Source organism: Meiothermus sp. (assembly GCF_026004075.1).
Classification (GTDB): domain Bacteria; phylum Deinococcota; class Deinococci; order Deinococcales; family Thermaceae; genus Meiothermus.
In genome coordinates this window covers 386,793-408,266 of record NZ_BPIK01000002.1, presented here as the reverse complement: position 1 = coordinate 408,266, position 21,474 = coordinate 386,793, and the positions used below count along the sequence as shown (strand labels likewise).

The window sequence follows — 21,474 nt, the reverse complement described above, 5'->3', positions numbered from 1 at the left end:
ATCCGCCCGGGCCGCGGGTGTCATAATGGCGCGGTCATGTCGAAGAGCGCCTCTATTCCCTTCATCCTGATTTCGGTACTTATCAACGTGATGGGCCTGGGTCTGGTCATTCCGGTCTTGCCCAAGCTCATCGAGACCCTGGCCGGCGGCGTGGAGGCGGGGGCCCGGCTCAACGGCCTGTTTTTTGCGGTGTACGCCGTGATGCAATTCGCCTTTGGCCCTATCCTGGGCATGCTCTCCGACCGCTACGGGCGCCGCCCGGTGCTGCTGGCCTCGCTGGTGGGCACCGCCGTGGATTATTTGATTGCCGCCCTCACCCAGTCCATCTGGGTGCTGTTTGCTGCGCGGGTGATTGCCGGGGCATTGGGGGCCAGCCTCTCGACCGCCAACGCCTACATTGCCGATATCTCCAGGCCCGAAGAGCGGGCCCGCAACTTTGGCCTGATTGGGGCCACCTTTGGGATGGGTTTCGTGCTGGGGCCGGTGCTGGGAGGGCTGCTGGGCAACATTGACCTGCGCCTGCCCTTCTACTTTGCGGCGGGGCTGGCCTTCCTCAACTTTTTGTATGGCTACTTTGTGCTGCCCGAGTCGCTCAAGCCGGAAAACCGCAACACCCAGGCCCGCTCGCTCAACCCGTTTGTGGCCCTGGGGGTCTTGCGGAAAACCCCCATCTTGCGGGGGTTATCCCTGAGCCTCTCGCTCATCTTTCTGGCTTTCGGGGCTTTGCAGAGCGTCTGGGTTCTGTATACCGCCTATAAGTTTGGTTGGAAGCCGCTCGAGGTGGGCTTCTCGCTGTTTCTGGTGGGCTTGGGCGGCGTGATTGTCCAGGCCGGGCTGGTTCGGCCTGTGGTGGCCCGCCTGGGGGAGCGCCGGGCGCTGATCCTGGCCCAGAGCGTGGGGCTGTTCTCCTTCACCCTGTACGGTCTGGCGACCCAGGGCTGGATGATGTACGCCATCATCGCCCTGGCCGCCCTGAGCAACCTGGGCCAGCCCCTCATCCAGTCCTTCCTGACCCGCGAGGTTTCGCCTCAAGAGCAGGGCACCCTGCAAGGGGCGCTGGCCGGTCTGCAAAGCCTGACGGTGGCGGTGGGCGGTCTTTTGGGTGGGTTCCTCTTTTCGGTGGTAGCGAGGCCCGAAGTGGCCCCCTGGCTGGTGGGGCTGCCTTTTTTTGTGGGGGCCCTGCTCTACGCCGCGGCAGCGGCCAACACCGCCCGGCTGTTTCGCGGCCTGCGAGGCGGTTAGTGGCGCCGGGCCAGGGCCTGCCGGATGGCCTCGGCGTCGGCCGGGCTGTAGCCGTACAGGGTGATCTCCAGCGGGTCGGGGGCGGCCTCGAGCTCCTCCAGCATGACTTCTGCCACCTGGGGCACGTCCAGCCCGCCCACCCCGGTGCCCAGCAGGGGAAAGGCCAGCCTGTAGAGCCGGTGCTCCAGGGCCAGCCGCAGGGCGGCCTGGGTAGCGCTGCGGACGGTGTCCAGGGTTGCGGGCTGGTCGCCTAGCACCGCCGCGTGAATTACCTTGCGCACGGGTAGCTGGCCGGCCCCGGTGAGGGCCGCCTCGCCCACCCGGATGGGCCCGTGGCGGTCGCATTCCTCCTGAATGCTGAGGCCGCCCCTGCGCCGGATGGCCCCGGCCACCCCACTTCCCAGAATGAGGTGGTTGTTGGCTGCGTTGACGATGGCGTCGCCGGCAAACTCGGTGATGTCGCCCTGGGCCACCTGGATGCGGGCCATAGGACTATTCTAGCTACCAGTGGCGGTTCCCACGGATGCCTTGTAAGCGTACATGGGTAAATCTCTGCTCACTGTGCAGCGTATTTGTGGGCATCGTAATGGGGTAGGTCTCCTATCCAGGTATACTCAAACCTGGTAGCGCACATAGGGGTTCTCGTGCGGGGGCCCGTCGGAGATCCAGAGCTCCTTTGTTCCCAGGTTCATAATCACCGAAACGATGGTGCGGTAGGGCTCGCCCAGCGCGTATTCCTCCGGGCTGGCGGTGCGGCAGACCGCATAAGGAGCGCCATCCCGGTCGGACAGGGCCGCTTTGAAGTCTTCCAGGCCGGGTTTTTCCACCTCGCCCAGCCGCAGGGCCAGGCGCTCGGCCCGGTGGTGCGAGCGGTCGAGCCACTCGATGGGCGGCACCTCGATGCCGTAGCGCTCGGGGGCCAGGTAGTGGTTGGCGTGCACCAGCTGGCGCTCGTCCTGCCAGCGGCAGACGCCCTGGGGGGAGACCTCGATATCCACAGCCTGGGCCCCCTGCCCCAGCAGGAAATTGCCCGAGGCGGTGCGGGGTTCTTCCAGCACCACGGCCTGGGCAGCCTCGAGGTTTTTCTGCCGCAACACCTCGTAGGTGCGCAGGTGGAAGGGCTTGCCCAGCCCGGCCCAGTTGTCGCCTACCGAGACCAGCCCGTTGATGCACAGGCCCAGACCGTGGGAGTTGAGCCCGATCTTGCCGCCGAAAATTCCGGCCTCGGTAAAGGCCAGGATGCGGGTTCCGTCGGGCTCGGTGACGTGCTGCAGGGCCCCCTGTACCCCTTCCATCCAGTCCCAGTTCTGGCCCAGCCACAGGTGGCCGTCGGCGCTGTGGGCGGGCATCAGGGCAAAGGCGGTGCAGCCGTTGGGGGCCTCGTGGGGCAGGTAGACCGGGGGGGTGTCCTGGGCGAACTGGTAGTAGACGATCTCGTAGCGCACGTTGAGGGTGGCGATATCTACCAGGGGTTGCCCCGACCCCGCGGCGATGCCCTCGATGCCCTGTGCGTAGGCTGGGCTTTGTGCCCGGATGGCCTGGAAGTAGCGAGCCCCCCGTTCACGGGCCTCGCTGGGGGAGAGCCTGCACTCCACCTCGAAGCGGCGAAAGTAGAGCTCGAGGTTGTGGGCGATTTGCCCGGCCCAGGCGGTTCCTTGCTGATGGCCTTGCTCGTAGGGCGGGCCGGAGAGTTGCAGATAAGGTAGCATACCCTCTGCCATTATGGGCCTAGGGGCCCAGGTGGAATGTAAACCCCGGCCCACCGCGCCACAGGGCGTGATCCACGTTGAAGCACAGGCCATCGTTGTACTCCAGCGGGTAGAACACCCTCTGGGGCGGGTAGCCAATCAGGCTGTAGATAGGGGTGTGGCCGTGTACCAGCCGGTGGCCGCCCAGTTGCCCCAGAAATTCCTCGGTCAGGGCGGTGCCCCCCTCGAGGAAAGCAAACCGGCTGGCGAACTGCTCGGCCAGGTGATCCCATGTTTCAACCCTGTCCGAGTGCAGGATGTCGCGCAGGCTGCGGTTAATCTGCTCCAGGCTGTCGCCCCATTCCAGATAAAACAAACTGTCGGCGTGCATCAGCAGCGTATTCTCGACCCGGGCCAGGGCGGGGCGGTTGGAGAGCCACTCGATGTGGGCCTCGTTCAGGCGCTCGAGATCCCGGGCCTGGCCGCCGACCTGTTTCCAGATTTGGTGAAAAGTCACGCTTTGGCCCTGGCGCTTGAAGCTGGGAATCTCGGTATCGGTAAAGTGATGTGCGGCCAGCAGCATGAGGTCGTGGTTGCCCAGGAGGGCATGCACAGCGCCCCCAGCGGCGGAAGCCTCGAGCTCCAGGCGCATCAAAAGCTCGATCACCCCCACCCCATCGGGGCCGCGGTCGGTGTAGTCGCCCAGGAACCAGAGCTGGGATTGGCCCCCGGTCCACTCGAGCCCCTCACCCAAAAAGCCCTCGCGCTGCAGGAGCCGGACGAGGGGTTGAAGGCAGCCGTGGATGTCGCCGACGACGTAATGCACCGCCCGACAGTGTATCATCCAAAGGGTGAAGGTGCCGCGCAGCCGACTTTTTCTGGCTTTTGTGCAGGTGGGTTTGGTGGCTTTTGGCGGGGGTGGACAGGCCCAGATTTATCAGAGCATTGTGCTGAAGCACCGCTGGATGGACGAGCGGGAGTTTTTGGAGACCACCGCGCTGTGCCGCATCCTGCCGGGGCCGGTGTTCGCCAACACCGCCGCCCACATCGGGACGCGGCTGGGTGGGGTGGTGGGTGGAATGCTAGCCCTGTTGGGAGTACTGACCCCTGGGGCTCTGCTGATGCTGCTTTTGAGCTTTGCCTATTTTCGCTTTGGAGCGGTGCCCGGCTCACTGGCCGAGAGCGCCCTCAACGGGGTGGCGGCGGCGGCCATCGGCCTCATTCTGGCCACCATGCTGCGCCAGGCCCCCATCGCCCTAGACTCCCTCAAGGCCGTGGGGCTGGCGCTGGTGGTATTTGTGACCTATGGCCTGCTGCACTGGCAATTGCTGCTGGTGCTGCTGCTCACGGTTCCGGTGGGAATGGGGTTGTACTGGCAAGAAGCCGCGCAAAAGCCTTCGGAGCCCGCCCAAAGTCGGCCAAGCCACGAGATGGGGGCCGATGGCCGTGGGTGAAACCCTCGAGGTCTTCCTGGCCTTCCTGCGCTTTGGGGTGCTTAGTTTTGGCGGAGGCATGGCCAACCTGCCCGAGATGGCCCGCGTCATCATCGGCAACGGCTGGGTAACCCGGCAGGAGTTTGCCGATGGTTTTGCTCTGGGGCAGTTTGTACCGGGGCCCAATATGCTGGCGGTGCTGTTCTACGGCCTGAGCGCGGCGGGGCTGGGCGGGGCCCTGGCCGCGGCCCTGGGCATGTTTTTGCCCGGCGCGGTGGGGGCCATGTGGCTGGTGTGGGGCTGGGCCTGGATGTCCAGAGCCCAGTGGAGCCGGGCCCTGCGCAAGGCGCTGGTGCCCATCAGCATGGGCCTGAGCGCCAGCATGGTTCTGGTGCTGGTTCAGCTCAGCGTGGACTCGCTCTTCTGGGGCCTGGGGGTGCTCCTGGCCTGTTACCTGATTTACCGCGGTGTGAGTGTGGTAATCGTAATTGCTGGAGGGGGGCTGTTGGGGCTGCTGACGGGGCTTTTGTAAGGCGCTGGTGTTATGCCAAGGCCCACTCGAGGGCGACCAGATGTTCGGTGGGTCGGAACCCCACCGAGGTGTAGAGGTCTTTGGCGAAGTAGTGCAGGTCGGCCAGGATCACCAAGTCCTTTGCACCCAGCTCACCAAAGCCGTATTGGGCAACGTGGTATAGCAGGGTTCCAGCCAGCCCCTGGCGGCGAAAGTCGGGATGGGTGTCCACGCTCTGAAAACGCCCCAGCCCGTCTTTGGCAAATAACCCCATCGAAGCTGCCAGTTTCCCACCCACAAACGCCCCGAACCAGTTTCCCCAACCTGCGGCAATCATGCGTCGGTACTCGGCAGCTTTGTGCTTCAGAAAGATTTCATACCCTTCGCCCTCACGTTCTTCGGCAGGCAGGGCGGCGTTTTGGATCAGCGCCATTTCCAGCCACTGCGCCCAGTCGGTGTCCGAATGGAAGGCGCGGCACTGGCAATGGGTGTTTAGGGTGCGGGGGGGATGAACCTTCTGCGTTGTTAGTACCACGGTTTGTTCCAACCAGAAACCCGCCTCGAGGAATTCCTGCGCTGCCCCTTGCTCACCGTTCACAAAATCCCAGGTAAACACAAAGTGGTTCAGCGAGCCCAACTCATCGTGAAAAATCTGCTTCCAGCGTTGCAAATCGCCGGGTTCGGGCGGCGCTTGGAAAATCAGGTAGTTGCCCCAGCGGTAGGTGGGGTTTTGCGGAGTGCGCACCACGATGTAGCTGGGCTTGACTTCGATATGGCTCTCGAAGCTACGCAGCATCAGCTCGGTGCGGAGGCCCAGTGATTTTAGCTTCATAGCCGTTCTCCTCAGCAGTTTTCGAAAAGAGATTTGGGTAGTACCCATTGCAAACCCCAGCTTCTTGTTGATGATCAACAGCGGGGCGTAGTTGGCGTAGCGGAGCGAAGCAGGGGGCGCGCTTGCATCGTGAAGGGGCGGATCAAAGCGTCTTGCTGAAGTCTAGCCATTGGTTGACCTCGGTGAATCCGGCGGACTGGTAGAACTCTAAAGTATCTGGCTCGCAGGCGACGCAAGCGGTCTTTGCCCCCAGCGCCTTCAGGCGGCGGAAACCTTCGGTCAGCACCGCCCGCCCCAAGCCCCTGCCCTCGAAGGTCGGGCGGGTGCCCACCGGCTCGAACTCTCCGATCCTATTAACCGGGTCGTACCAGATGATGCAGTACGAGGCGAATCGGCCTTCGGGGCCGACCGTCACCAGATCCAAGTCGGGGCGGTAGAGGGGGGCGGAGCGGATGTTGAGGTAACTCTGCATGGAAAACCGCGAAGGGTGCCAGACCTCGAGGTGGATGTCCACCCGCTCCCCCATTTCATGTGGCTCGAGGTGGCGCACCACGAAGCCCTCGGGCAGCCTGGGTGGGGGGATGTCCTTGTCCAGCGGGCGCTCGAGGAAGTACATCATGAAGGGGCTCTGGGCGTACCCGAGGGCTTGTAGGGTCTGGATGGTCTCGAGGTTGCTGCGGGCCGCGCTGGTGCTGACCCTAGCCGTGGGGTCGAGACGAAGGGCGTGTGTCTCGGCGTGGGTGACCATCGCTCGAAGCAACTCTGACCGTTCCTCCGGCGAGAGCCACGGGGCCATGTAGAGGTCGAACTTGGCTCGTTTCTGGAGCACGAAGCCCACCACCGCGCCGCCCTGTTCCCAAATGCGAATCCCCTCCTCGGGTTTGTAGCTGGCATTTTGAAGCACGCCCCAGACAAAGTCGCCGGGGCACATAAGCTCGCTGGGTGTGGGGGTGCGGCGCCAGCACTCGATCACGAAGGCGGTCAGCGGCTCTAAGTCGGCAGGCCTGTAAGGTCTCGAGTCGAAGGTCATTCAATAGCCCCGTGAATGCTTTGTACAAGGTTTGGAACTCATACTAAATCTGCGCTTGAGTGGCGCATAAAGCGCCACTCACTTGCCGCGCCGAATAGGTTCCGGCTTCGCCGGAATCGCGCAAGCGACTTGGCCTGAGGGGCGACCGAGGGTCTTTTCCGTTGCTTTTCGGTCAGTTATAAGCAGAATCGGTAGCACACTAGTTTTCCTTGCGCAGAACCTTTACCAAATCAATCCACGCGGGCATTTTCTCGAAGCCTAGGGCTTCGTTAATACCGAGCATCGAGCGGTTGGTCTGGGCGTTCTCGGTGCGGACTGCGGTTTTACCCAGATTTTTGGCGTGGGTCAGTGCTGCGACCTTGAGCGCCAGCGCGACGCCCTTGTGCCGGTGCGCCCGCTTTACTGTGGTGAAGCCGGTATTCAGGTCATTGTCGGCGGGGCGGTGGAAGAGCATCGAGACGCCTGCGTACTCGCCGTCCTTCACCGCCAGGAACCACAGCTCAGGGCGGAAGTCTGGGTTGGAACGGACGTTCTCCCAGTAGCGTTCCATGTCAGGAAAGGTGAAGCTCTCGCCGGGTGGCAGCGGCACATCAAAACTGCCCGCGTGATCTAGCTCATACATTTTGCGCTCGTAGTCGGGATCATCCTCGAGTTCAGCCAGGGTCTTGATTTGGTAGCCCTGAGCCAGCACTTTTTCAACGTCCTTGGCCCACTGCGCGGGGTCGAACTTGGCCAGCTCGAGCTTCGACTCCCAGGCCCTGAACTCCTCGATAAAACCACGTTTCTCGGCGAATCTAAGGGCTGCGGGTTTGTCAGCTCTGGTCGAAGCTACCAGTTTGATGGGGTCGTAGGGCTGCAACTCCTCCATCATTTTTTGGTACAAAGCCGTGCCGATACCCTTTCTTTGATGTGCAGGGTCAACGGTAAGGCCCACGTAAAACTTCTGCGGATGGTACATCCACTCCATGTGAAAAAAGAGTGCGTTACCCAGCATCACTCCATCGCGCTCAGCAATCAAACGCTGCATCACCAGCCCCGGCTTCAGGCGCTTGTCATTGGCCTCGAGGGTCTCGGGCAGCACTGGGTTGTCGGGCCAGTTGGCGTTGCGAATCTGGGCCAGCTCGGGGTAGTCGGCGGGCGTGAAGGGTCGAATCGAAAAGCTCATGATAACTCCTGTTCGGCGGGGCTCGAGGTCTCTTCCCCAAGCGCCAGCACATAGTCCGTCCAGATGGGCTGCTTCACAAAGCCCAGGGCCTCGTTGATGGCAAGCATGGCCCGATTGTTCGACTCGTTGCCGGTGCGAATCTCGCGGATGCCCATGGTTTGAGCGAGCTGTATGCCTTTGAGCTTGAGGGCCAGGGCCAGGCCCTTACGGCGGTAGGCCCGGCGGGTGCCGGTGAGGCCGGTTTGCAGATAGTCGCCGTCGGTTTTCCAGAGGGTGCTCAGGGCCACGTACTGGCCGGTGGTTTTGTCTATAGCCACAAAATGGCCTTCGGGCAGGTAGTAGTTGCTCTCAAACACCCACTTGCAGTAGTCCTCGAAGCGCACCTCGCTCAGGGCATCCGGACGGGGTACATCTAAGCGGGCCTCGAGCCAGAGGTCGTAGAGCTTCTGCCGGTGCTGGGGGTCGGCCTCCAGCTCCTTCAGGCTTCTGAGCTGGAAACCGGCGGCCTCCACCGCCTCTATTTTGCCGGCCCAGGGAGCGAAGTCGAAGTTCTGCACATCAAGGCGCGACTCCCAGTACTTCATCTTCTCCACGAAACCCAGCTTTTCGAGCCAGGCTATGGCCTGGGGCTGGTCTTCGCGGGTGCTGCTCAGAATCGAGATGGGATCGTGGGGCTTTAGGGCCTCCATCACCTGCTGGTACAGGGCTTTGCCAATCCCCCGGCTACGGAAAGCTGGCTTCACCGTCACCCAGACCCCAAACTTCTGCGGGTGGTACATGCCCTCAAACTGGGTGTACTCGCCCACACCCACCACTTCTCCGCCCTGCTCGGCTATAAAACGGCCCCACTTGACCTCGGGCGCGTGGTGGTCGTGCTCGCGCAGGCTGGCCTCGCTGTGGGCCTGGTCGGGCCAGGCTGCTATATACACCTCGGCGATGGCCGGGTAGTCGCGCTCTTCAAAGGGTCTGATGTTTAGTTTATTCATATCATCCTCGGATGCTAAGCTGGAGCCGTGAGCCAAAAGATCCGCCAAAAGCTGGCCGCCATCGGAACCACGGTGGTGTTTGGTTTCCTGCTGTTCAAACTGCTCGAGCGCACCTTCGTGCTGATCTGGGTCAACACCCCCTGGTGGGGGGCCCTGCTGATGCTGGTGGTGCTGTTTTTGCTCATTGACTACCTGATTGGCCGGGTTTTTGGGGTACGGGACTGAGACGCAGCAACACCGTGGCCGGCTCCTTCACAAACCCCAGGGCCTCGTTGATGGCCAGCATGGGGCGGTTGCTCTGATGGTTGGAGGTGCGGATGTACCGGGCTCCGTAGGCCCGGGCAAATTCCGCTGCCCGCAGCTTGAGGGCCAGCGCCAGGCCCTGGCGGCGGTGGCTTTTGCGCACCCCGGTGAGGCCGGTTTGCAGGGTCTGGGGGCGGTGGGACTTGAAGAGCATGCTCACCCCTACCAGATGCGCACCCTCGAGGGCCACGAAGAACCCCTCGGGCAGCAGGTTGGGGTCTTTGAGGCTGCGCTCCTGCCAGACCTCAAAAGGCCAGGGAGTGATGGGCTCGGCGGTGGGTACATCGCCCAGCAGCTCGATTTCCAGCGCGTACAGGTCGCGCTGAAAAGCCTCCTCCTGCCAGGGCAGGGCGCTGAGGGACTGGATGGTAATACCCGGCGGTAGGGGGCGTGCAAGGGCACTGGGGTCGAAATGGGCCAGGTCGAGCACCGATACCCAGCGGCGCTCCACCTCGACAAAGCCCTGGGCGGTTAGAAAGCGGTACTGGGGCCAGTCTTCCCGCACGGTGGCCTGTAGCTCTTGGGGCTGGTGTGGGGCGATGTGCCCCTGCAAGAACTGCCATAAGGGCCCTTCCAGAACTTGGTGGTAGGGGTGCAGGTAGTAGACCACCTCGAGCACCCCCGGCTTGGGGTCGTAGTAGGGGGTGGCGTACTCCAGCACCCCCACAGCCTCCCCCGCTTGCTCGACCACAAAGCGCGCCAGCACATCGCTTGGGGCTCGAGTACGATCCAGGTGTTGCAGCCCGGCTAGGTCTAGCGGGCTTTCGGGGTGGGCCGCCTGGCGAACGGTGGCATAGGCCTGGTAGTCGGCCTCGGAAAAGTCGAAGGGACGGATGTTCATATAAAGCCTCAGTAAATGGGGGAGTGTTTTCCTGGGCGATCTGCCAGACTCTACAGATTTGAACGACTTCCATCACGCTCCTCTCGCAAGACCATGAGAAAGCTGGGGGCTTTTGGATTCGCCCCCAGCTCGGATATACGGGAATGCTTTTATGGCATTAACGCAACCGTAGGGCGGCAAACCACCGACGCGACTCCAGGGGCAGGCATAAAGTGGGAAATCATCGTCATGGGTTCACCTCCTTTGCGACGTTTATCTAACTTCTGAAATATAGCACGGGTTCAATAAACTCCGCAAGACGGGTTGTTCCTCGTGCTACGCCCTACACAGCCTTTTGCGCTATGATGAGGGGCAATGGTCGAATTTTCACGAGATTTGTTGGGTTTGGAGCAGCGCATCGTCATGGTGACAGGCGCCGGGCGTGGTTTTGGGCGCTCTATCGCCCGTTCCTATGCCCGCAACGGGGCTACGGTTATTACGGTTGACCCCGACGTAGAAATGGCTACCGCCATTGCTTCGGAGGTTGAGCAGTTTGGTGCGCCGGCCATCCCCATCCGGGGGGATATGTCGGTGGTGCTGGATGTGATGAACACCTTCGAGAAAATCGAGGAGCTATTCGGAATGCTCGATGGAATTGTGCACGTAACCAGCGCCGAGAGTAAAACCCCCTTTGTCGAGCTATTAGAGGCTGAGTGGTACGACCTACTCAACGCCGATGTAAAGTCGAGCCTGTACGTATTGCAGCAGGGTTTGCGCTACTTGAGTGGAGGCGGATTTGTCACCCTGGTACTTCCGCCCTTGCAGCGTGAACAGCCCCATGTAGCTGCCATTCGCGGTGCGGTAAGCGGTCTGATAGAAGGCGCAACCCGCATATTCCCCACCAACGTGCGGGTTAATGGGGTCATCCCTAGTCGCGACCCTGTGGGGGAAGAGCACGACCGCTCCCTGGTGCGGGTAGCGGTAGCCCTTGGTTCAATGGTCTCAGAGGGGGTGCGGGGCCAGCTCCTGGAGGTTCTTCTGCCTGAGCCGCCGCACCAGCCGGAAATCTACGACCTGCTGAGGGAGCTGCCGTGAGGAGGTAGAAACTGCACTCTGCACGCTGAGGTCAGGTCTATGAACTGCCCCTTCTGTGGACATCCCGATAGCCGCGTGCTGGACTCCCGTCCTTCGGACGAGGGCTCGGTGATTCGACGTCGCCGGGAGTGCCCGGCCTGTAAGCGTCGCTTTACCACCTACGAGCGGGCCCAGGTGGAGCCACTCCTGGTTATCAAGCGCTCGGGACGCAAGGAAACCTTTGACCCCAACAAACTATTGCGGGGCTTGAGCCTAGCGGCCCAGAAGCGTCCCATTGACCCGGAGGTGCTGCAGGAGTTTGCTTTTGGCTTTGAAGATACCGTCAAAGAGATGGAAATTACCTCTGAAGAGATCGGGCTGCGCTCGCTGGCTTTCTTGAAGGAACTCGATCCGGTGGCCTACATTCGCTTCGCTTCGGTCTACCGCGAATTCGATAGTCTGGAAAACTTTATCGAGGAAGTGCGTAAGCTCGATCGTAAGCCCGGCAAAGGTAAAAAGGCCCAAAAGACGGAAGAAGAAACGCCCGATCTGGCCGACGAGGCCAAACTGGGAACGGTTTAGGAAGCTGGGCCGGTGAAGGCCCCTAGCCTTTGGCCTGCTCGAGGGTGTTAGACTATAGATGTGAGTGACCCACTGGCCGAGTTGAACCGCCTGCAAGAACGCGACCTCGAGCTTGACCAGATTCGCGAAGATCAATCCCGCATACCCGAGGAGCTGGCGCAGGCCCGTGTGCACTTGAGGGAATTGGAAATCCACCTGGGCGATTTGCAAGAGCAGTTGAACGAGGTGCGCCTGGCCTACAGCAAGCTCGACCTCGAGCTGCAAGACCTCAAAAGCAAGCGCGAAAAAGCCAAGGCAGCCCAGGCCCAGGCCACCGGGGCTAAAGAGCAGACCCAGTACGGCGAGCAGATTCGCCAGTTGTCGGGCCTGATCGAAGACCTCGAGGGCAACAATAAGGATATCGTCGGTCAGATTATGCCGCTGCTCGAGCAGATCGAAAAGCTAGAGGCGGAACTGGCCCAGGTCAAAGCGCAGGTAGAGGAGGCCAGACCCAAGCTCCAGGCGCTGGAAGCTGCCAACCAGGAGCGGGTGGATGCCCTCGAGGTCCAATACCAGACTAAAAAAGTCAACCGCGACCAGTTGGCAGCTACAATCCCGAGCGCCATCGTAAAGGAGTACGAGTCCATCCGCAGGGCCCGCAAAGGCACCGGCCTGGCTAAAATGACCAAAACCGGCAGCGGCTACCGCTGCACGGCCTGCAATGTGCAGCTTCCCATGCACGTGGCCCAGCAGGTTCACCAGGCCAGCAAGGTGGTGCGCTGCCCTTCCTGTGGGCGCATCCTGTGGAAAGGCGAGTAGCCCCGGTCGCGCGCTCATGCCCTATACCCCCATCCTGGCTACCCTGGGCTTCGTTCTGTCGCCAGACAGACAGGAGGTGTTGTTGGTGCACCGCAACGCCCGGCCTCAGGATCCGGCCTATGGCAAATACAACGGCCTGGGCGGCAAGCTCGAGCCCCACGAAGACGTAGCGGCAGGCATGCGGCGGGAAATCCTGGAAGAATCCGGCCTCACCGCACTGCAACTCAACCTGCGCGGCACCATTTCCTGGCCGGGGTTTGGCCGGCAGGGCGAGGACTGGTTCGGCTTCATTTTTCTGATTACGGAGTGGACAGGCAGCCCCCATACAGCCAACGGCGAAGGCGAGCTGCACTGGGTACCCATCCAAAAAATTCTGCGCCAGGAGCTGCCCATGTGGCCGGGCGACCGGTACTTCTTGCCGCTGGTTTTCGATGCCGATCCACGGCCTTTTCATGGAGTGATGCCCTACCGCAGGGGCCAGGTGCTCTCCTGGTCGTTTAGCCGCTAGTCGGCCTGTCCTCCGAACTGAGGCCGCCCGAAGCCGCAGGGGAGAGAACCCCGTTTACCTCGGATGCAACAGGCCCCGACGGAGATTAACACCATCTCATACCGGCGGGGCTTCTTTTTGCTACTATGGCGTTACGTCTTCTTTTATATTCACGGTTATTTGTCACACCACAGGAGGAACCAGCCCTATATGATTACTCTTCACCGTTCGGGACAGTATCGCTTTTATGTCAACTCGGGCTATAACCTCGAGCCCCCCTATATCTGCGTCAAACACGAGGGGCATGTGGCCAAGTTCTCGCTGCAGCCGCTGGCCTTGCAGTCCAACAACGGTTTTTCCCGTGCCGAACTGGGCCGCATCCAGCAGGCCATTCTGGATGCCCGCGACCAGCTGCTCAAACACTGGGCCAACGTCCGGGGCACCGAGGGCGAAAAGCCCAGCGGCGAGCTGCTGCTGCACGAACAGTAGGCGCTGGCTAAACCGGCCGGCCCGCCATCATGAAGCTGGCGGTCATGCCGCCGTCTACCGGCAGAATCGCGCCGGTGATAAAGCTGGCCTTCTCGGAGGCCAGGAACACCACCGCCTGGGCGACCTCCTCGGGCCTGCCTAAGCGGCGCAGGGCGTGCAGGTCTTCCCAGTCCTGGCGGGTGAGTTCGGGGTGCGGGGACATCTGAATGGCCTCCAGCACGTTTTCGGTAGCGATGGCCCCAGGGGCCACCGCATTGACCCGGATGTTCATGGGGGCCAGGTCGAGTGCAAGGGAGCGGGTCAGGTTGACCAGGCCCCCTTTGGAAGCGTTGTAGGCCGCGTTGTTCTGTTCGGCGAACAGGCCCTGCACGCTGGCTACGTTCACAATCGCACCCCCACCGTTTTTGACCATCTCTCGCGCGGCCAGCGCCGAGAGGTGCATGGGGGCGGTCAGGTTGACCTCCAGGGCCTGCCGCCAGTCGGCCAGCCCCACCTTGAGCGCCGAGCCGGGCGGCGCGATGGCTGCATTGTTGACCAGGACGTGCACCCCGCCCCACTGCTTAACCGCCTGCTCGACAAAACGCTCGCGGTGTTCGGGCTGGGCCAGGTCGGCGTAGACGAATAAGCCTCCCAGGTGCTTGGCTACCTCGAGGCCCTCGGGCCGCACGTCGCACAGAACCAGAAGAGCCCGCTCCTCCGCAAAAGCCTCGGCGATGGCCCGTCCAATGCCCCTGGCTGCGCCGGTGACTAGTACCACTTTGCCGTGAAACATGTCCAAAGTTTATCCAAAGCCAGCCTGTGTGGGGGAAGAGGATCCGTCCCTCGATTGCTGCCATGCCATACAACCTCACTTTCTGCTACAGTAAGTTTATGGCGCAAGGATTAGTAAGTGGAAAATATCAACTTACTCTACCGGTAGAAGTCCGCAAGGCGCTGGGCATCAAGCCGGGCGACCGCGTGGAGTACGTGGTCAAGGAGGGGTGTCTCGAGATCCGGGTGATCCGCCCCGACCTGTCCAAGGTGCTCGACGAGGTGCTTGCCGAGCACGACTTCGCCGCGCTACGCGCCGAGACCCACGATGATGCCGTGCGGTACGTGCGGGAGATGCGGAGTCTGGATGATTAGCCTGGATACCAACGTGATATTTTCGGCGCTCAACAAGGCGGATGTCCACCACGACCGTGCCCGGCAGCTCCTGAAAAAGTATGGGGCCCTGGAGGCGCTGGTTCTCTCGCCGGTGGTACACGCCGAGCTGATGGCCTCGAGCGATGCCCCGGGCATCCAATTGTTCCTTCAGAAAGCCCAGATATCTACCCTTTGGGAGATGCCGCCCACGGTTTGGGAAGCGGCGGGTAGGGGCTTTGGACAGTACGCGCAGCTACGGCGCAAGGGCGGGCTCCCGCGAAGAATCCTGGCCTATTTCCTGATTGCCGCCCATGCCGAGCATCACGGGCTCGGGGTGATGAGCTTCGACGACACGGTTTTCACCGCGGTCTTCCCCGGCCTGCGGTTAATCCGTTAGGTGCCAGGTGTCAAGACCGGGGGGGACGGGTTTTGCCGTCCAGGGTCAGGAGGGGGCCGTACAGCTCGGGCCGGCGGTCGCGGAAGAAGCCAAAACCGGCCCGGAAAGCGCGGGCTTCCTCCAGGTTGAGCTCGGCCAGCAGGATGGTCTCTTCGCTGCGGCCGGCCTCGGCCAGTTTGTTGCCCATGTAGTCGGCGATGAAGGAGGAGCCGTAGTAGGTCTGGGTGTGGCCCTCCACCACCTCGGTGCCCACCCGGTTGGCCGCCGCCAGGTAGCAGAGGTTCGCAACCGCATGGCCGATCATGGCCCGCTGCCACATATCCTTGGTATCCACCCCACCGGCCTCGACCGGCTCGGAGCCGATGGCCGTGGGGTAGAGCAGAATCTCGGCCCCCAGCAGGGCCATGCTGCGGGCGCACTCGGGGAACCACTGATCCCAGCAGATGCCGGCCCCCACGTGGCCGAAGCGGGTAGAGAAGGCCTTGAAGCCGGTATCGCCGGGGTTGAAGTAGTATTTCTCCTCGTAACCGGGGCCGTCGGGGATGTGCGACTTGCGGTAAACCCCCAGCACCTCCCCCGAGGCGTCAATCAGGGCCAGGCTGTTGAAGTAGGCCTGCCCCGCTTTTTCGAAAAACGAGATGGGCAGCACCACCTGTAGCTCCCGGGCTAGCTGCTGGAAGTGCGGCAGAAAAGGGTGATGCTCGACCGGGTGGGCCAGGGCAAAGAACCTTTCCCGCTCGACCTGGCAGAAGTAGAGACTCTCGAAAAGCTCGGGCAGCAGCACGATCTGTGCGCCCTGGGCGGCGGCTTGGCGCACCATCTGGGTGGCCTTGGCCACGTTCTGCTCGCGGTCGGCGGTCATGGACATCTGAACAACGGCTAGCTTGGTCATGGCGGCTCCTCTAGCGTTCCTCACCCGGCCATATGGCACCGGCGGGCTGCTGCTGGGTGACACAGTGGAAGCTGCCCCCGCCGGTGATCAGGTAGCGGCTTTGGAGGCCGATCACCTCGCGTCCAGGGAAGAGCGGGCGCAGGATTTCCAGGGCCTGTTCGTCGTGGGGGTCGCCGTAGATGGGCACCAGCACGGCGCCGTTGGCGATGTAAAAGTTGGCGTAGGTGAGGGGGAGGCGGGTTTCGCTATCCAGCCAGAGCGGGTTTTTGGGGAGGGGCAGCTCTACGATGCGAAAACCCCCCAGGCTTCGCAGGATTTCCAGGTTCTCCTGCAGGGGGCGGTGGTTGGGGTCGTCGGGGTCTGGGCAGACCGCTGTGACGATGGTGTGGGGCGAGGTGAAGCGGGTCAGGGTGTCGATGTGCCCGTCGGTGTGGTCGCCCTCGAGGCCGTTGCCCAGCCAGATCAGGTGCTCGATGCCCAGAAACTGTTGCAGGTAGCCCTCGAGCACCTCCTCGTCGAGGCCGGGGTTGCGCGCCGGCGAGAGCAGGCACTGCCGGGTGGTGAGGCCCACCCCCTGGCCGTTGACCTCGAGGCTCCCCCCCTCCATCACGATGCCCGCCTCGAACAGCCCCATGTCCAGGATGCGGGCCATCTGCAAGGGCATCTGGTTGTCCTGCTGGGCTGGGTACTTCCCGCCCCAGCCGTTGAACTCCCAGCTGACGGCGGCCACCTCAACCGGCCCCGATGGGGGGGTACGGGTTACAAAAATCGCCCCGGAGTCGCGCAGCCACAGGTCGTCGTGGGGGATGCGGTGGAAGTGGATGGGGCCAGTCAGCCGCTCTTTTGCGTCCCGCTCGGATTCTTCGTCGTGCAGCACCAGGTGCACCGGCTCGAAGCGGGCCAGGGTGTTCACGAAGGCGGCAAACTCCTGTCGTACAGGCTCCAGGTAGCCCAGCCATTTCTCCTCGTCGTAGGGCCAGGCCGTCCAGGTGGCGGCGTGCGGGGCCCACTCGGCGGGCATGCGGAAGCCCAGGGCGCGGGGGGTGAGGTTCTCCACAAAGCCAAAAGTATAGCAGGTTGAGCGGGTTATTGCAGGGCGGCCTCGAGGTCGGCCCAGAGATCCTCGACATCCTCGATGCCCACGCTCAGCCGCAGCAGGGAAGGGGGGAGGTGCTCCTGCCCCGGAATGGCCGCCCGGCGCTCCATGGTGGACTCCACCCCCCCCAGGCTGGTGGCGTGGCGGATCAGCCGGACGCGCCGACAGACCGCGTCGGCCTCGGCGGCCCCACCGTGCAGCTCGAAGGAGATGATGCTGCCAAAGCCCCTCAGCACGCGCTTGGCGGTGGCGTGGGTGGGGTGGGAGGGCAGGCCTGGGTAGCGCACGCGGGCCACCCGGGGGTGCTGCTCGAGGCGAAGGGCCAGCGTATGGGCGTTCTCCTGGGCTTTTTGCAGGCGGAGGGCCAGGGTGCGCGCCCCCCGCACGGCCAGGAAGGCCTCGAGGGTGCCGGGGGTGGCGCCGGTCAAGGTTCTGGAGGCTCGAAGGGCCTGCCAGAGGGCTTCGTCGCGGGTGGTGGCCACCCCCCCGAGCAGGTCGGAGTGGCCCCCGATAAACTTGGTGGCCGACTGCACCGAGACCGTGGCCCCCAAGGCCAGGGGCTGCTGGTTGAGGGGGGTGGCAAAGGTGTTGTCCACCGCCAGAATGGCGCCGGGTTTGCGCGGGGCCTGTCCGATGGCGGCCAGATCCACCACCGTGAGCAGCGGGTTGGAGGGGGACTCGATCCAGATCAGGTCGGCCTCGCCACAGGCCCGCACCCAGCCCTCGGTATCCTCCAGGGCCAGCCGCCGCACCGACCAGCGCTTCTTCTCGGCTCCGGCCAGGGCCAGCCCCACCACCCCCTGGTAGCAGTCGTCCGGCAGCACCACCACCGCCCCCACCGGAAGCTGATCAAAAACCGCCGCCACCGCGGCCATGCCCGAGGCAAAGGCCACGGCCTTCCCATCCTCGAGCCCACCCACCAGGGTCTCGAGGGCCTCCCAGGTGGGCGTGCCGCCGTCGCGGGCGTAGGCCCGTTCCTGCCCCAGGATGAAGTTGGAGGCCGGAACCAACGGGGTGTTCAGGGGTTCGCCGGGCGCGGTTGGGCGGCCGGCGGCCACCAGCCAGGAGGCCGGTCTGAGTCGGGAGGGCTTGTCCATGCCCGCAGTATACCCACCTGCTACACTATGGGCATGGTGCAACTGTTCAACGCCGATACCGGCGCGCCCATCGGCCAGATTAGCGAGGCCCAGCTTTCGTTCCTGGTCGCCCAGATGGAAGAGGAACACGCCCAGGATCAGGACTACTACCTGAATGCGGATTTACTGGAGACCTGGCGCGAGCAGGGCGCCGACCCGGCCCTCATCGAGCTGCTGGCTAAAGCCATGGGGGATGGAGAAGAACTGAGCATCCGCTGGTCGAGGTAGCTACGAGAGCGTGGCCTCGTCCATCAGCCCCTCGGCCCAGGCCTCGAGGTGGCCCACATCCCCAATCGAGAGGGCGGTGCCTTCGGGGTAGAGCAGGCGGGTGATGGAGGTGTTCTGGATTTGAAACTTGCGCCAGGAACCATTCTCCAGCTCGAGCACAATCTTGAGCGCGGCCCGGATCACCCCCCCGTGGGTCACCACGATAAACCGGCCTTCCGGTAGCTCCTCGATAAATTCCTGCACCCGCGCGGCTAGGTCGGCCATGCTCTCGCCGCCGGGGCGCTTGGTGTTCCAGGGGTCGCGCTGGATGGCCTCGTGGAACTCGGGGTAGAGCACCTGCATCTCGCTGCGCAACAGCCCCTGCAACTCGCCGGCGTAAATCTCGCGCAGGCGGGGGTCGAAGGTAGGTGTAAGGCGCAGGGCCTCGGCGATGGGCTTGGCGGTGAGGGCCGCCCTTTGCAGGTCGGAGCTGTACAGGCCATCGAAGCCCTGGCGGCAGGCGGCCAGGCGTTCGGCCACCCGGAAGGCCTGGTGCAGGCCCTGCGGGGAGAGATTGATGTCGTAATGACCCTGAAAACGCCCCTCGGCATTCCAGGGGGTCTCGCCGTGGCGTACCAGCCAGAGTTCTTTCATAGGAGGGTGTCGGGCTTAGACAACTCTAATCCCTGACCCTTCCATGATATACCCTACGGGGTAACTTTGCGGTAGCAGTTGCCGGGCTATGGGGGCGGTGTCTGGACTTAAGACCAAAATGTAACCAAGCCCCATGTTGAAGACCCGGTACATTTCCTGCTCAGCGATGTGCCCAGCCTGCTGGATCAGCTCAAAAATGGGGGGGATGGGGAAACTGCCCCGCCGAATCTCGGCCCCCAGCCCCTCCGGCAGCACCCGGGGCAGGTTCTCGAACACCCCCCCGCCGGTGATGTGGGCCATGGCGTGGATCTCGAGGCCCTCGCGCTGCAAGATTTCTACCTCGTTCAGGTAGCAGCGGTGGGGTTCCAGCAGGGCCTCGGCCAGCGACTGCCCGCCCAACTCGGGCCGGGGTTCCTCGAGGTTCCACCCCGCGAACACCTTGCGGGCCAGGCTGTAGCCGTTGGTGTGCAGCCCCGAGGAGGGCAGGGCCAGCAGCACGTCGCCGGGCTGTACCCTGGAGCCGTCCACCACCTGGGCCTTATCCACCACCCCCACGATGGTGCCCACCAGATCCAGGCCGCCCTCCTGATACACCCCCGGCATCTCGGCGGTCTCGCCCCCCAGCAGGGGGATCCCCACCGCCTTGCAGGCCTCGGCCAGCGATGCCAGAATCTGGGCCAGCACCTCGGCTTCCAGCCGGGCGCTGGCGATGTAGTCCATGAAGAAGAGCGGCCGGGCCCCCTGCACCAAAAGATCGTTGACCGAGTGGTTCACGATATCGAAACCCAGCCCGCTGTAGCGTCCGGTCTGGGCGGCCAGGAGGGTCTTGGTGCCCACCCCGTCGGTAGAGGCCACCAGCACCGGCTCGGCCATTGCTTTGAGCCGGGCGACCTCGAGCATCCCCCCAAAGGCCCCCAGGCCCCGCAGCACCTCGGGGGTGTAGGTTTCCTCGATTTTGCTGGCGGCGGCCTTCAGAGCGCCTGCCTTGCGCTCAATGTCCACCCCCGCGTCCCGGTAGTTCATAGCTCGACCCCCAGCATCTCGCCCAGCATCTTTTTGACCACGTCGGCCTTGGCGGTGCCCCGGGTCTCCTTCATGATGGGGCCCAGCAGGGCGTTGGCAGCCTTGAGGTTGCCACCCTTGACCTGCTCCACCACCTTGGGGTTGGCAGCCACCACCCGCTCCACCAGGGGCCGCAGCGCGCCCTCGTCCGCGACCGCCCGCAGGCCGCGTTCCTCCACCAGCTTCAAGGGGTCGGCCCCTTCCATCACCTCGGGGAGTAGCTGGCTCAAGACCCGGTTGGTGATCTCGCGTCGCTCGAACATCCCTGCCAGCGCGGCCAGGTGCTGGGGGGTGAGGGCAGTCTCCTGCACTTCCACCAGCCGCTCGTTCAGATAACCGGCCACCTCGGCGTTGAGCAGGTTGGCGACGGTCTGGGGGTTGCCCTGGTGGTGGGCCAGGGTTTGGTCGAAGAAGCGGGCCAGCGAGGGGTTGTAGGCCAGGATTTCGGCGTCGTAGGGGCGCACCCCGGCCTCCACGTAGCGGGCGTATTTCTGGGCGGGCAGCTCGGGCATGGCCGCGCGGAGCCGCTCAAGCCAGGCCTCGTCCACCACGATGGGGGGCAGGTCGGGGTCGGGGAAGTAGCGGTAGTCGGCCTCGCCTTCCTTCAGGCGCATGACGTAGGTTTTGCCAGCGGCCTCGTCGAAGCCCAAAGTGGCCTGCTCGACCCTGCGCCCGCTGCGCAAAATCTCTTGCTGGCGGCGTATCTCGTACTCGAGGGCCCGCGCCACGCTGCGGAAGGAGTTCAGGTTCTTGATCTCGACCTTGGTTCCGAGCGGCTCCCCCACCCGCCGCACCGAGACGTTCACATCGGCCCGCATCTTGCCCTCCTCGGGGTTGGCGTCGGATACCCCCAGGGTCTGAGCGATCGAGCGAATGTGGGAGAGAAAAACCCGGGCCTGCTCGGGGGTGCGGATGTCCGGCTCGGTGACCATCTCGATCAGGGGGGAGCCGGCCCGGTTGAGGTCAATCAGGGAATAGGAGGCCCCCTCGGGGTGGGTGGACTTGGCCGCGTCCTCCTCGAGGTGCACCCGCTTGATGCGCACCCGCTGCCCCTCCACCTCCAGGTAGCCGTGGGCCGCGATGGGCAGGTCGTACTGGGAGATCTGGTAGTTTTTGGGCATGTCGGGGTAGTAGTAGCTTTTGCGGTGGAACTGCGTCCAGGGGGCAATCTGGCAGTTCAGGGCCAGCCCGAAAAGAATGCCGTACTCCACGGCCTGGGCGTTGACCACCGGCAGCACCCCTGGCAGGCCCAGGCAGACCGGGCAGGTGTGGGTGTTGGGCGGGTCGCCAAAATAGCTGGCATCGCAGCCGCAGAACATCTTGCTTTTGGTTTTGAGGTGCAGGTGGACTTCCAGCCCTACCACGGCTTCGAAATCGGGCATACCGGAAACATTATAGGCTGCTTCATTCCGGGGACTACAGGTGGCCTCGAGCCCCTGAACAACACGCCTGCAAACCAGTTTTT

The 21,474-nt window shown here is 63.4% G+C and carries 27 protein-coding genes; 12 read left to right on the top strand and 15 right to left on the bottom strand.

What is annotated here, in order from left to right; all coding sequences use genetic code 11:
- Nucleotides 1-36: 36 nt before the first annotated feature.
- Nucleotides 37-1,242, top strand: a complete 1,206-nt coding sequence (locus tag Q0X18_RS14380; RefSeq protein ID WP_297563576.1) for a TCR/Tet family MFS transporter — start codon at nt 37-39, stop codon at nt 1,240-1,242.
- Here the strand turns inward: Q0X18_RS14380 and Q0X18_RS14375 are convergent.
- The 3 genes from Q0X18_RS14375 to Q0X18_RS14365 form a co-directional block, all read right to left on the bottom strand.
- Nucleotides 1,239-1,730 (bottom strand): macro domain-containing protein, encoded by a 492-nt coding sequence (locus tag Q0X18_RS14375; RefSeq protein WP_297563575.1) that lies wholly within the window; start codon nt 1,728-1,730, stop codon nt 1,239-1,241. The two genes, Q0X18_RS14380 and Q0X18_RS14375, sit on opposite strands and share 4 nt — an antisense overlap.
- 126 nt (nt 1,731-1,856) lie before the next feature.
- The gene (locus tag Q0X18_RS14370; RefSeq protein WP_297563574.1) at nt 1,857-2,951 is read right to left on the bottom strand and encodes a C45 family peptidase; all 1,095 of its coding nucleotides are present in this window, start codon (nt 2,949-2,951) and stop codon (nt 1,857-1,859) included.
- A gap of 19 nt (nt 2,952-2,970) precedes the next feature.
- A complete protein-coding gene (locus Q0X18_RS14365) occupies nt 2,971-3,756 on the bottom strand; it encodes a metallophosphoesterase family protein (RefSeq protein WP_297563572.1) in 786 nt (261 codons plus the stop codon).
- Nucleotides 3,757-3,781: 25 nt separating this feature from the next.
- On the opposite strand from Q0X18_RS14365, the gene Q0X18_RS14360 reads away from it, so the two are divergent.
- The gene (locus Q0X18_RS14360) at nt 3,782-4,384 is read left to right on the top strand and encodes a chromate transporter (protein ID WP_297563571.1); all 603 of its coding nucleotides are present in this window, start codon (nt 3,782-3,784) and stop codon (nt 4,382-4,384) included.
- Nucleotides 4,371-4,895: a chromate transporter gene (locus Q0X18_RS14355; RefSeq protein ID WP_297563570.1), complete on the top strand. Its 525-nt coding sequence runs from the start codon at nt 4,371-4,373 to the stop codon at nt 4,893-4,895. Before Q0X18_RS14360 ends, Q0X18_RS14355 begins: the two co-directional genes overlap by 14 nt.
- Nucleotides 4,896-4,905: 10 nt before the next feature.
- Here the strand turns inward: Q0X18_RS14355 and Q0X18_RS14350 are convergent, their stop codons facing one another.
- The 4 genes from Q0X18_RS14350 to Q0X18_RS14335 all read right to left on the bottom strand — a co-directional run bounded on the left by Q0X18_RS14350 (nt 4,906) and on the right by Q0X18_RS14335 (nt 8,887).
- Nucleotides 4,906-5,706: a GNAT family N-acetyltransferase gene (locus Q0X18_RS14350; protein WP_297563569.1), complete on the bottom strand. Its 801-nt coding sequence runs from the start codon at nt 5,704-5,706 to the stop codon at nt 4,906-4,908.
- A 142-nt stretch (nt 5,707-5,848) separates the two neighbouring features.
- On the bottom strand, nt 5,849-6,736 hold the full coding sequence (locus tag Q0X18_RS14345; RefSeq protein ID WP_297563567.1) for a GNAT family N-acetyltransferase: 888 nt from the start codon (nt 6,734-6,736) through the stop codon (nt 5,849-5,851).
- Nucleotides 6,737-6,935: 199 nt separating this feature from the next.
- Complete coding sequence (locus Q0X18_RS14340; protein ID WP_297563566.1) at nt 6,936-7,901, bottom strand: GNAT family N-acetyltransferase; 966 nt, start codon at nt 7,899-7,901, stop codon at nt 6,936-6,938.
- Nucleotides 7,898-8,887, bottom strand: a complete 990-nt coding sequence (locus tag Q0X18_RS14335; protein WP_297563565.1) for a GNAT family N-acetyltransferase — start codon at nt 8,885-8,887, stop codon at nt 7,898-7,900. The genes Q0X18_RS14340 and Q0X18_RS14335 overlap by 4 nt, the downstream gene beginning before the upstream one ends.
- Before the next feature lie 27 nt (nt 8,888-8,914).
- Between Q0X18_RS14335 and Q0X18_RS14330 the strand changes: the two genes are divergently transcribed.
- Nucleotides 8,915-9,112, top strand: coding sequence for a hypothetical protein (locus Q0X18_RS14330; protein ID WP_297563564.1), 198 nt, complete (start codon nt 8,915-8,917; stop codon nt 9,110-9,112).
- Here Q0X18_RS14330 and Q0X18_RS14325 read toward each other — a convergent pair.
- Nucleotides 9,069-10,031 carry a GNAT family N-acetyltransferase gene (locus Q0X18_RS14325; RefSeq protein WP_297563563.1) on the bottom strand — a complete coding sequence of 321 codons (963 nt, stop codon included), beginning with the start codon at nt 10,029-10,031 and terminating at the stop codon, nt 9,069-9,071. The genes Q0X18_RS14330 and Q0X18_RS14325 overlap by 44 nt on opposite strands.
- Nucleotides 10,032-10,385: 354 nt before the next feature.
- On the opposite strand from Q0X18_RS14325, the gene Q0X18_RS14320 reads away from it, so the two are divergent.
- The 5 genes from Q0X18_RS14320 to Q0X18_RS14300 all read left to right on the top strand — a co-directional run bounded on the left by Q0X18_RS14320 (nt 10,386) and on the right by Q0X18_RS14300 (nt 13,440).
- The gene (locus Q0X18_RS14320; RefSeq protein ID WP_297563562.1) at nt 10,386-11,105 is read left to right on the top strand and encodes an SDR family NAD(P)-dependent oxidoreductase; all 720 of its coding nucleotides are present in this window, start codon (nt 10,386-10,388) and stop codon (nt 11,103-11,105) included.
- A gap of 39 nt (nt 11,106-11,144) precedes the next feature.
- Nucleotides 11,145-11,666 (top strand): transcriptional regulator NrdR, encoded by a 522-nt coding sequence (gene nrdR, locus Q0X18_RS14315; RefSeq protein WP_297563561.1) that lies wholly within the window; start codon nt 11,145-11,147, stop codon nt 11,664-11,666.
- 60 nt (nt 11,667-11,726) lie between these two features.
- Nucleotides 11,727-12,464, top strand: a complete 738-nt coding sequence (locus Q0X18_RS14310) for a zinc ribbon domain-containing protein (protein ID WP_297563558.1) — start codon at nt 11,727-11,729, stop codon at nt 12,462-12,464.
- Between the two features lie 16 nt (nt 12,465-12,480).
- Nucleotides 12,481-12,972 (top strand): 8-oxo-dGTP diphosphatase, encoded by a 492-nt coding sequence (locus Q0X18_RS14305; RefSeq protein ID WP_297563556.1) that lies wholly within the window; start codon nt 12,481-12,483, stop codon nt 12,970-12,972.
- A 189-nt stretch (nt 12,973-13,161) separates the two neighbouring features.
- Nucleotides 13,162-13,440 carry a DUF4160 domain-containing protein gene (locus Q0X18_RS14300; RefSeq protein ID WP_297563555.1) on the top strand — a complete coding sequence of 93 codons (279 nt, stop codon included), beginning with the start codon at nt 13,162-13,164 and terminating at the stop codon, nt 13,438-13,440.
- A gap of 7 nt (nt 13,441-13,447) precedes the next feature.
- Here the strand turns inward: Q0X18_RS14300 and Q0X18_RS14295 are convergent, their stop codons facing one another.
- Nucleotides 13,448-14,218 (bottom strand): SDR family NAD(P)-dependent oxidoreductase, encoded by a 771-nt coding sequence (locus Q0X18_RS14295; RefSeq protein WP_297563553.1) that lies wholly within the window; start codon nt 14,216-14,218, stop codon nt 13,448-13,450.
- 92 nt (nt 14,219-14,310) lie between these two features.
- Here Q0X18_RS14295 and Q0X18_RS14290 point away from each other — a divergent pair, with 92 nt between their 5' ends.
- Together Q0X18_RS14290 and Q0X18_RS14285 are read left to right on the top strand one after the other, a co-directional pair.
- Nucleotides 14,311-14,565: an AbrB/MazE/SpoVT family DNA-binding domain-containing protein gene (locus Q0X18_RS14290; protein ID WP_297563552.1), complete on the top strand. Its 255-nt coding sequence runs from the start codon at nt 14,311-14,313 to the stop codon at nt 14,563-14,565.
- Nucleotides 14,558-14,962, top strand: a complete 405-nt coding sequence (locus Q0X18_RS14285) for a type II toxin-antitoxin system VapC family toxin (protein WP_297563550.1) — start codon at nt 14,558-14,560, stop codon at nt 14,960-14,962. Before Q0X18_RS14290 ends, Q0X18_RS14285 begins: the two co-directional genes overlap by 8 nt.
- A 10-nt stretch (nt 14,963-14,972) precedes the next feature.
- Here the strand turns inward: Q0X18_RS14285 and aguB are convergent, their stop codons facing one another.
- The 3 genes from aguB to Q0X18_RS14270 are packed head-to-tail and all read right to left on the bottom strand — an operon-like array spanning nt 14,973 to nt 18,047.
- Entirely contained in the window at nt 14,973-15,854 is an 882-nt protein-coding gene (gene aguB, locus Q0X18_RS14280) for an N-carbamoylputrescine amidase (protein WP_297563548.1), read from the bottom strand.
- A gap of 10 nt (nt 15,855-15,864) precedes the next feature.
- Entirely contained in the window at nt 15,865-16,911 is a 1,047-nt protein-coding gene (locus tag Q0X18_RS14275; RefSeq protein WP_297563547.1) for an agmatine deiminase family protein, read from the bottom strand.
- A gap of 29 nt (nt 16,912-16,940) precedes the next feature.
- On the bottom strand, nt 16,941-18,047 hold the full coding sequence (locus tag Q0X18_RS14270) for a PLP-dependent aspartate aminotransferase family protein (protein ID WP_297563546.1): 1,107 nt from the start codon (nt 18,045-18,047) through the stop codon (nt 16,941-16,943).
- 33 nt (nt 18,048-18,080) lie between these two features.
- Here Q0X18_RS14270 and Q0X18_RS14265 point away from each other — a divergent pair, with 33 nt between their 5' ends.
- The gene (locus tag Q0X18_RS14265; RefSeq protein WP_013012373.1) at nt 18,081-18,314 is read left to right on the top strand and encodes a hypothetical protein; all 234 of its coding nucleotides are present in this window, start codon (nt 18,081-18,083) and stop codon (nt 18,312-18,314) included.
- Here Q0X18_RS14265 and Q0X18_RS14260 read toward each other — a convergent pair whose 3' ends face one another.
- Genes Q0X18_RS14260 through gatB form a run of 3 tightly spaced genes read right to left on the bottom strand, consistent with a single transcriptional unit; the run spans nt 18,315 to nt 21,391 of the window.
- Complete coding sequence (locus tag Q0X18_RS14260) at nt 18,315-18,947, bottom strand: histidine phosphatase family protein (RefSeq protein ID WP_013012374.1); 633 nt, start codon at nt 18,945-18,947, stop codon at nt 18,315-18,317.
- A 15-nt stretch (nt 18,948-18,962) separates the two neighbouring features.
- Nucleotides 18,963-19,970, bottom strand: a complete 1,008-nt coding sequence (purM, locus tag Q0X18_RS14255; RefSeq protein WP_297563544.1) for a phosphoribosylformylglycinamidine cyclo-ligase — start codon at nt 19,968-19,970, stop codon at nt 18,963-18,965.
- Complete coding sequence (gene gatB / locus Q0X18_RS14250; RefSeq protein ID WP_297563543.1) at nt 19,967-21,391, bottom strand: Asp-tRNA(Asn)/Glu-tRNA(Gln) amidotransferase subunit GatB; 1,425 nt, start codon at nt 21,389-21,391, stop codon at nt 19,967-19,969. The genes purM and gatB overlap by 4 nt, the downstream gene beginning before the upstream one ends.
- Nucleotides 21,392-21,474 lie beyond the last annotated feature (83 nt).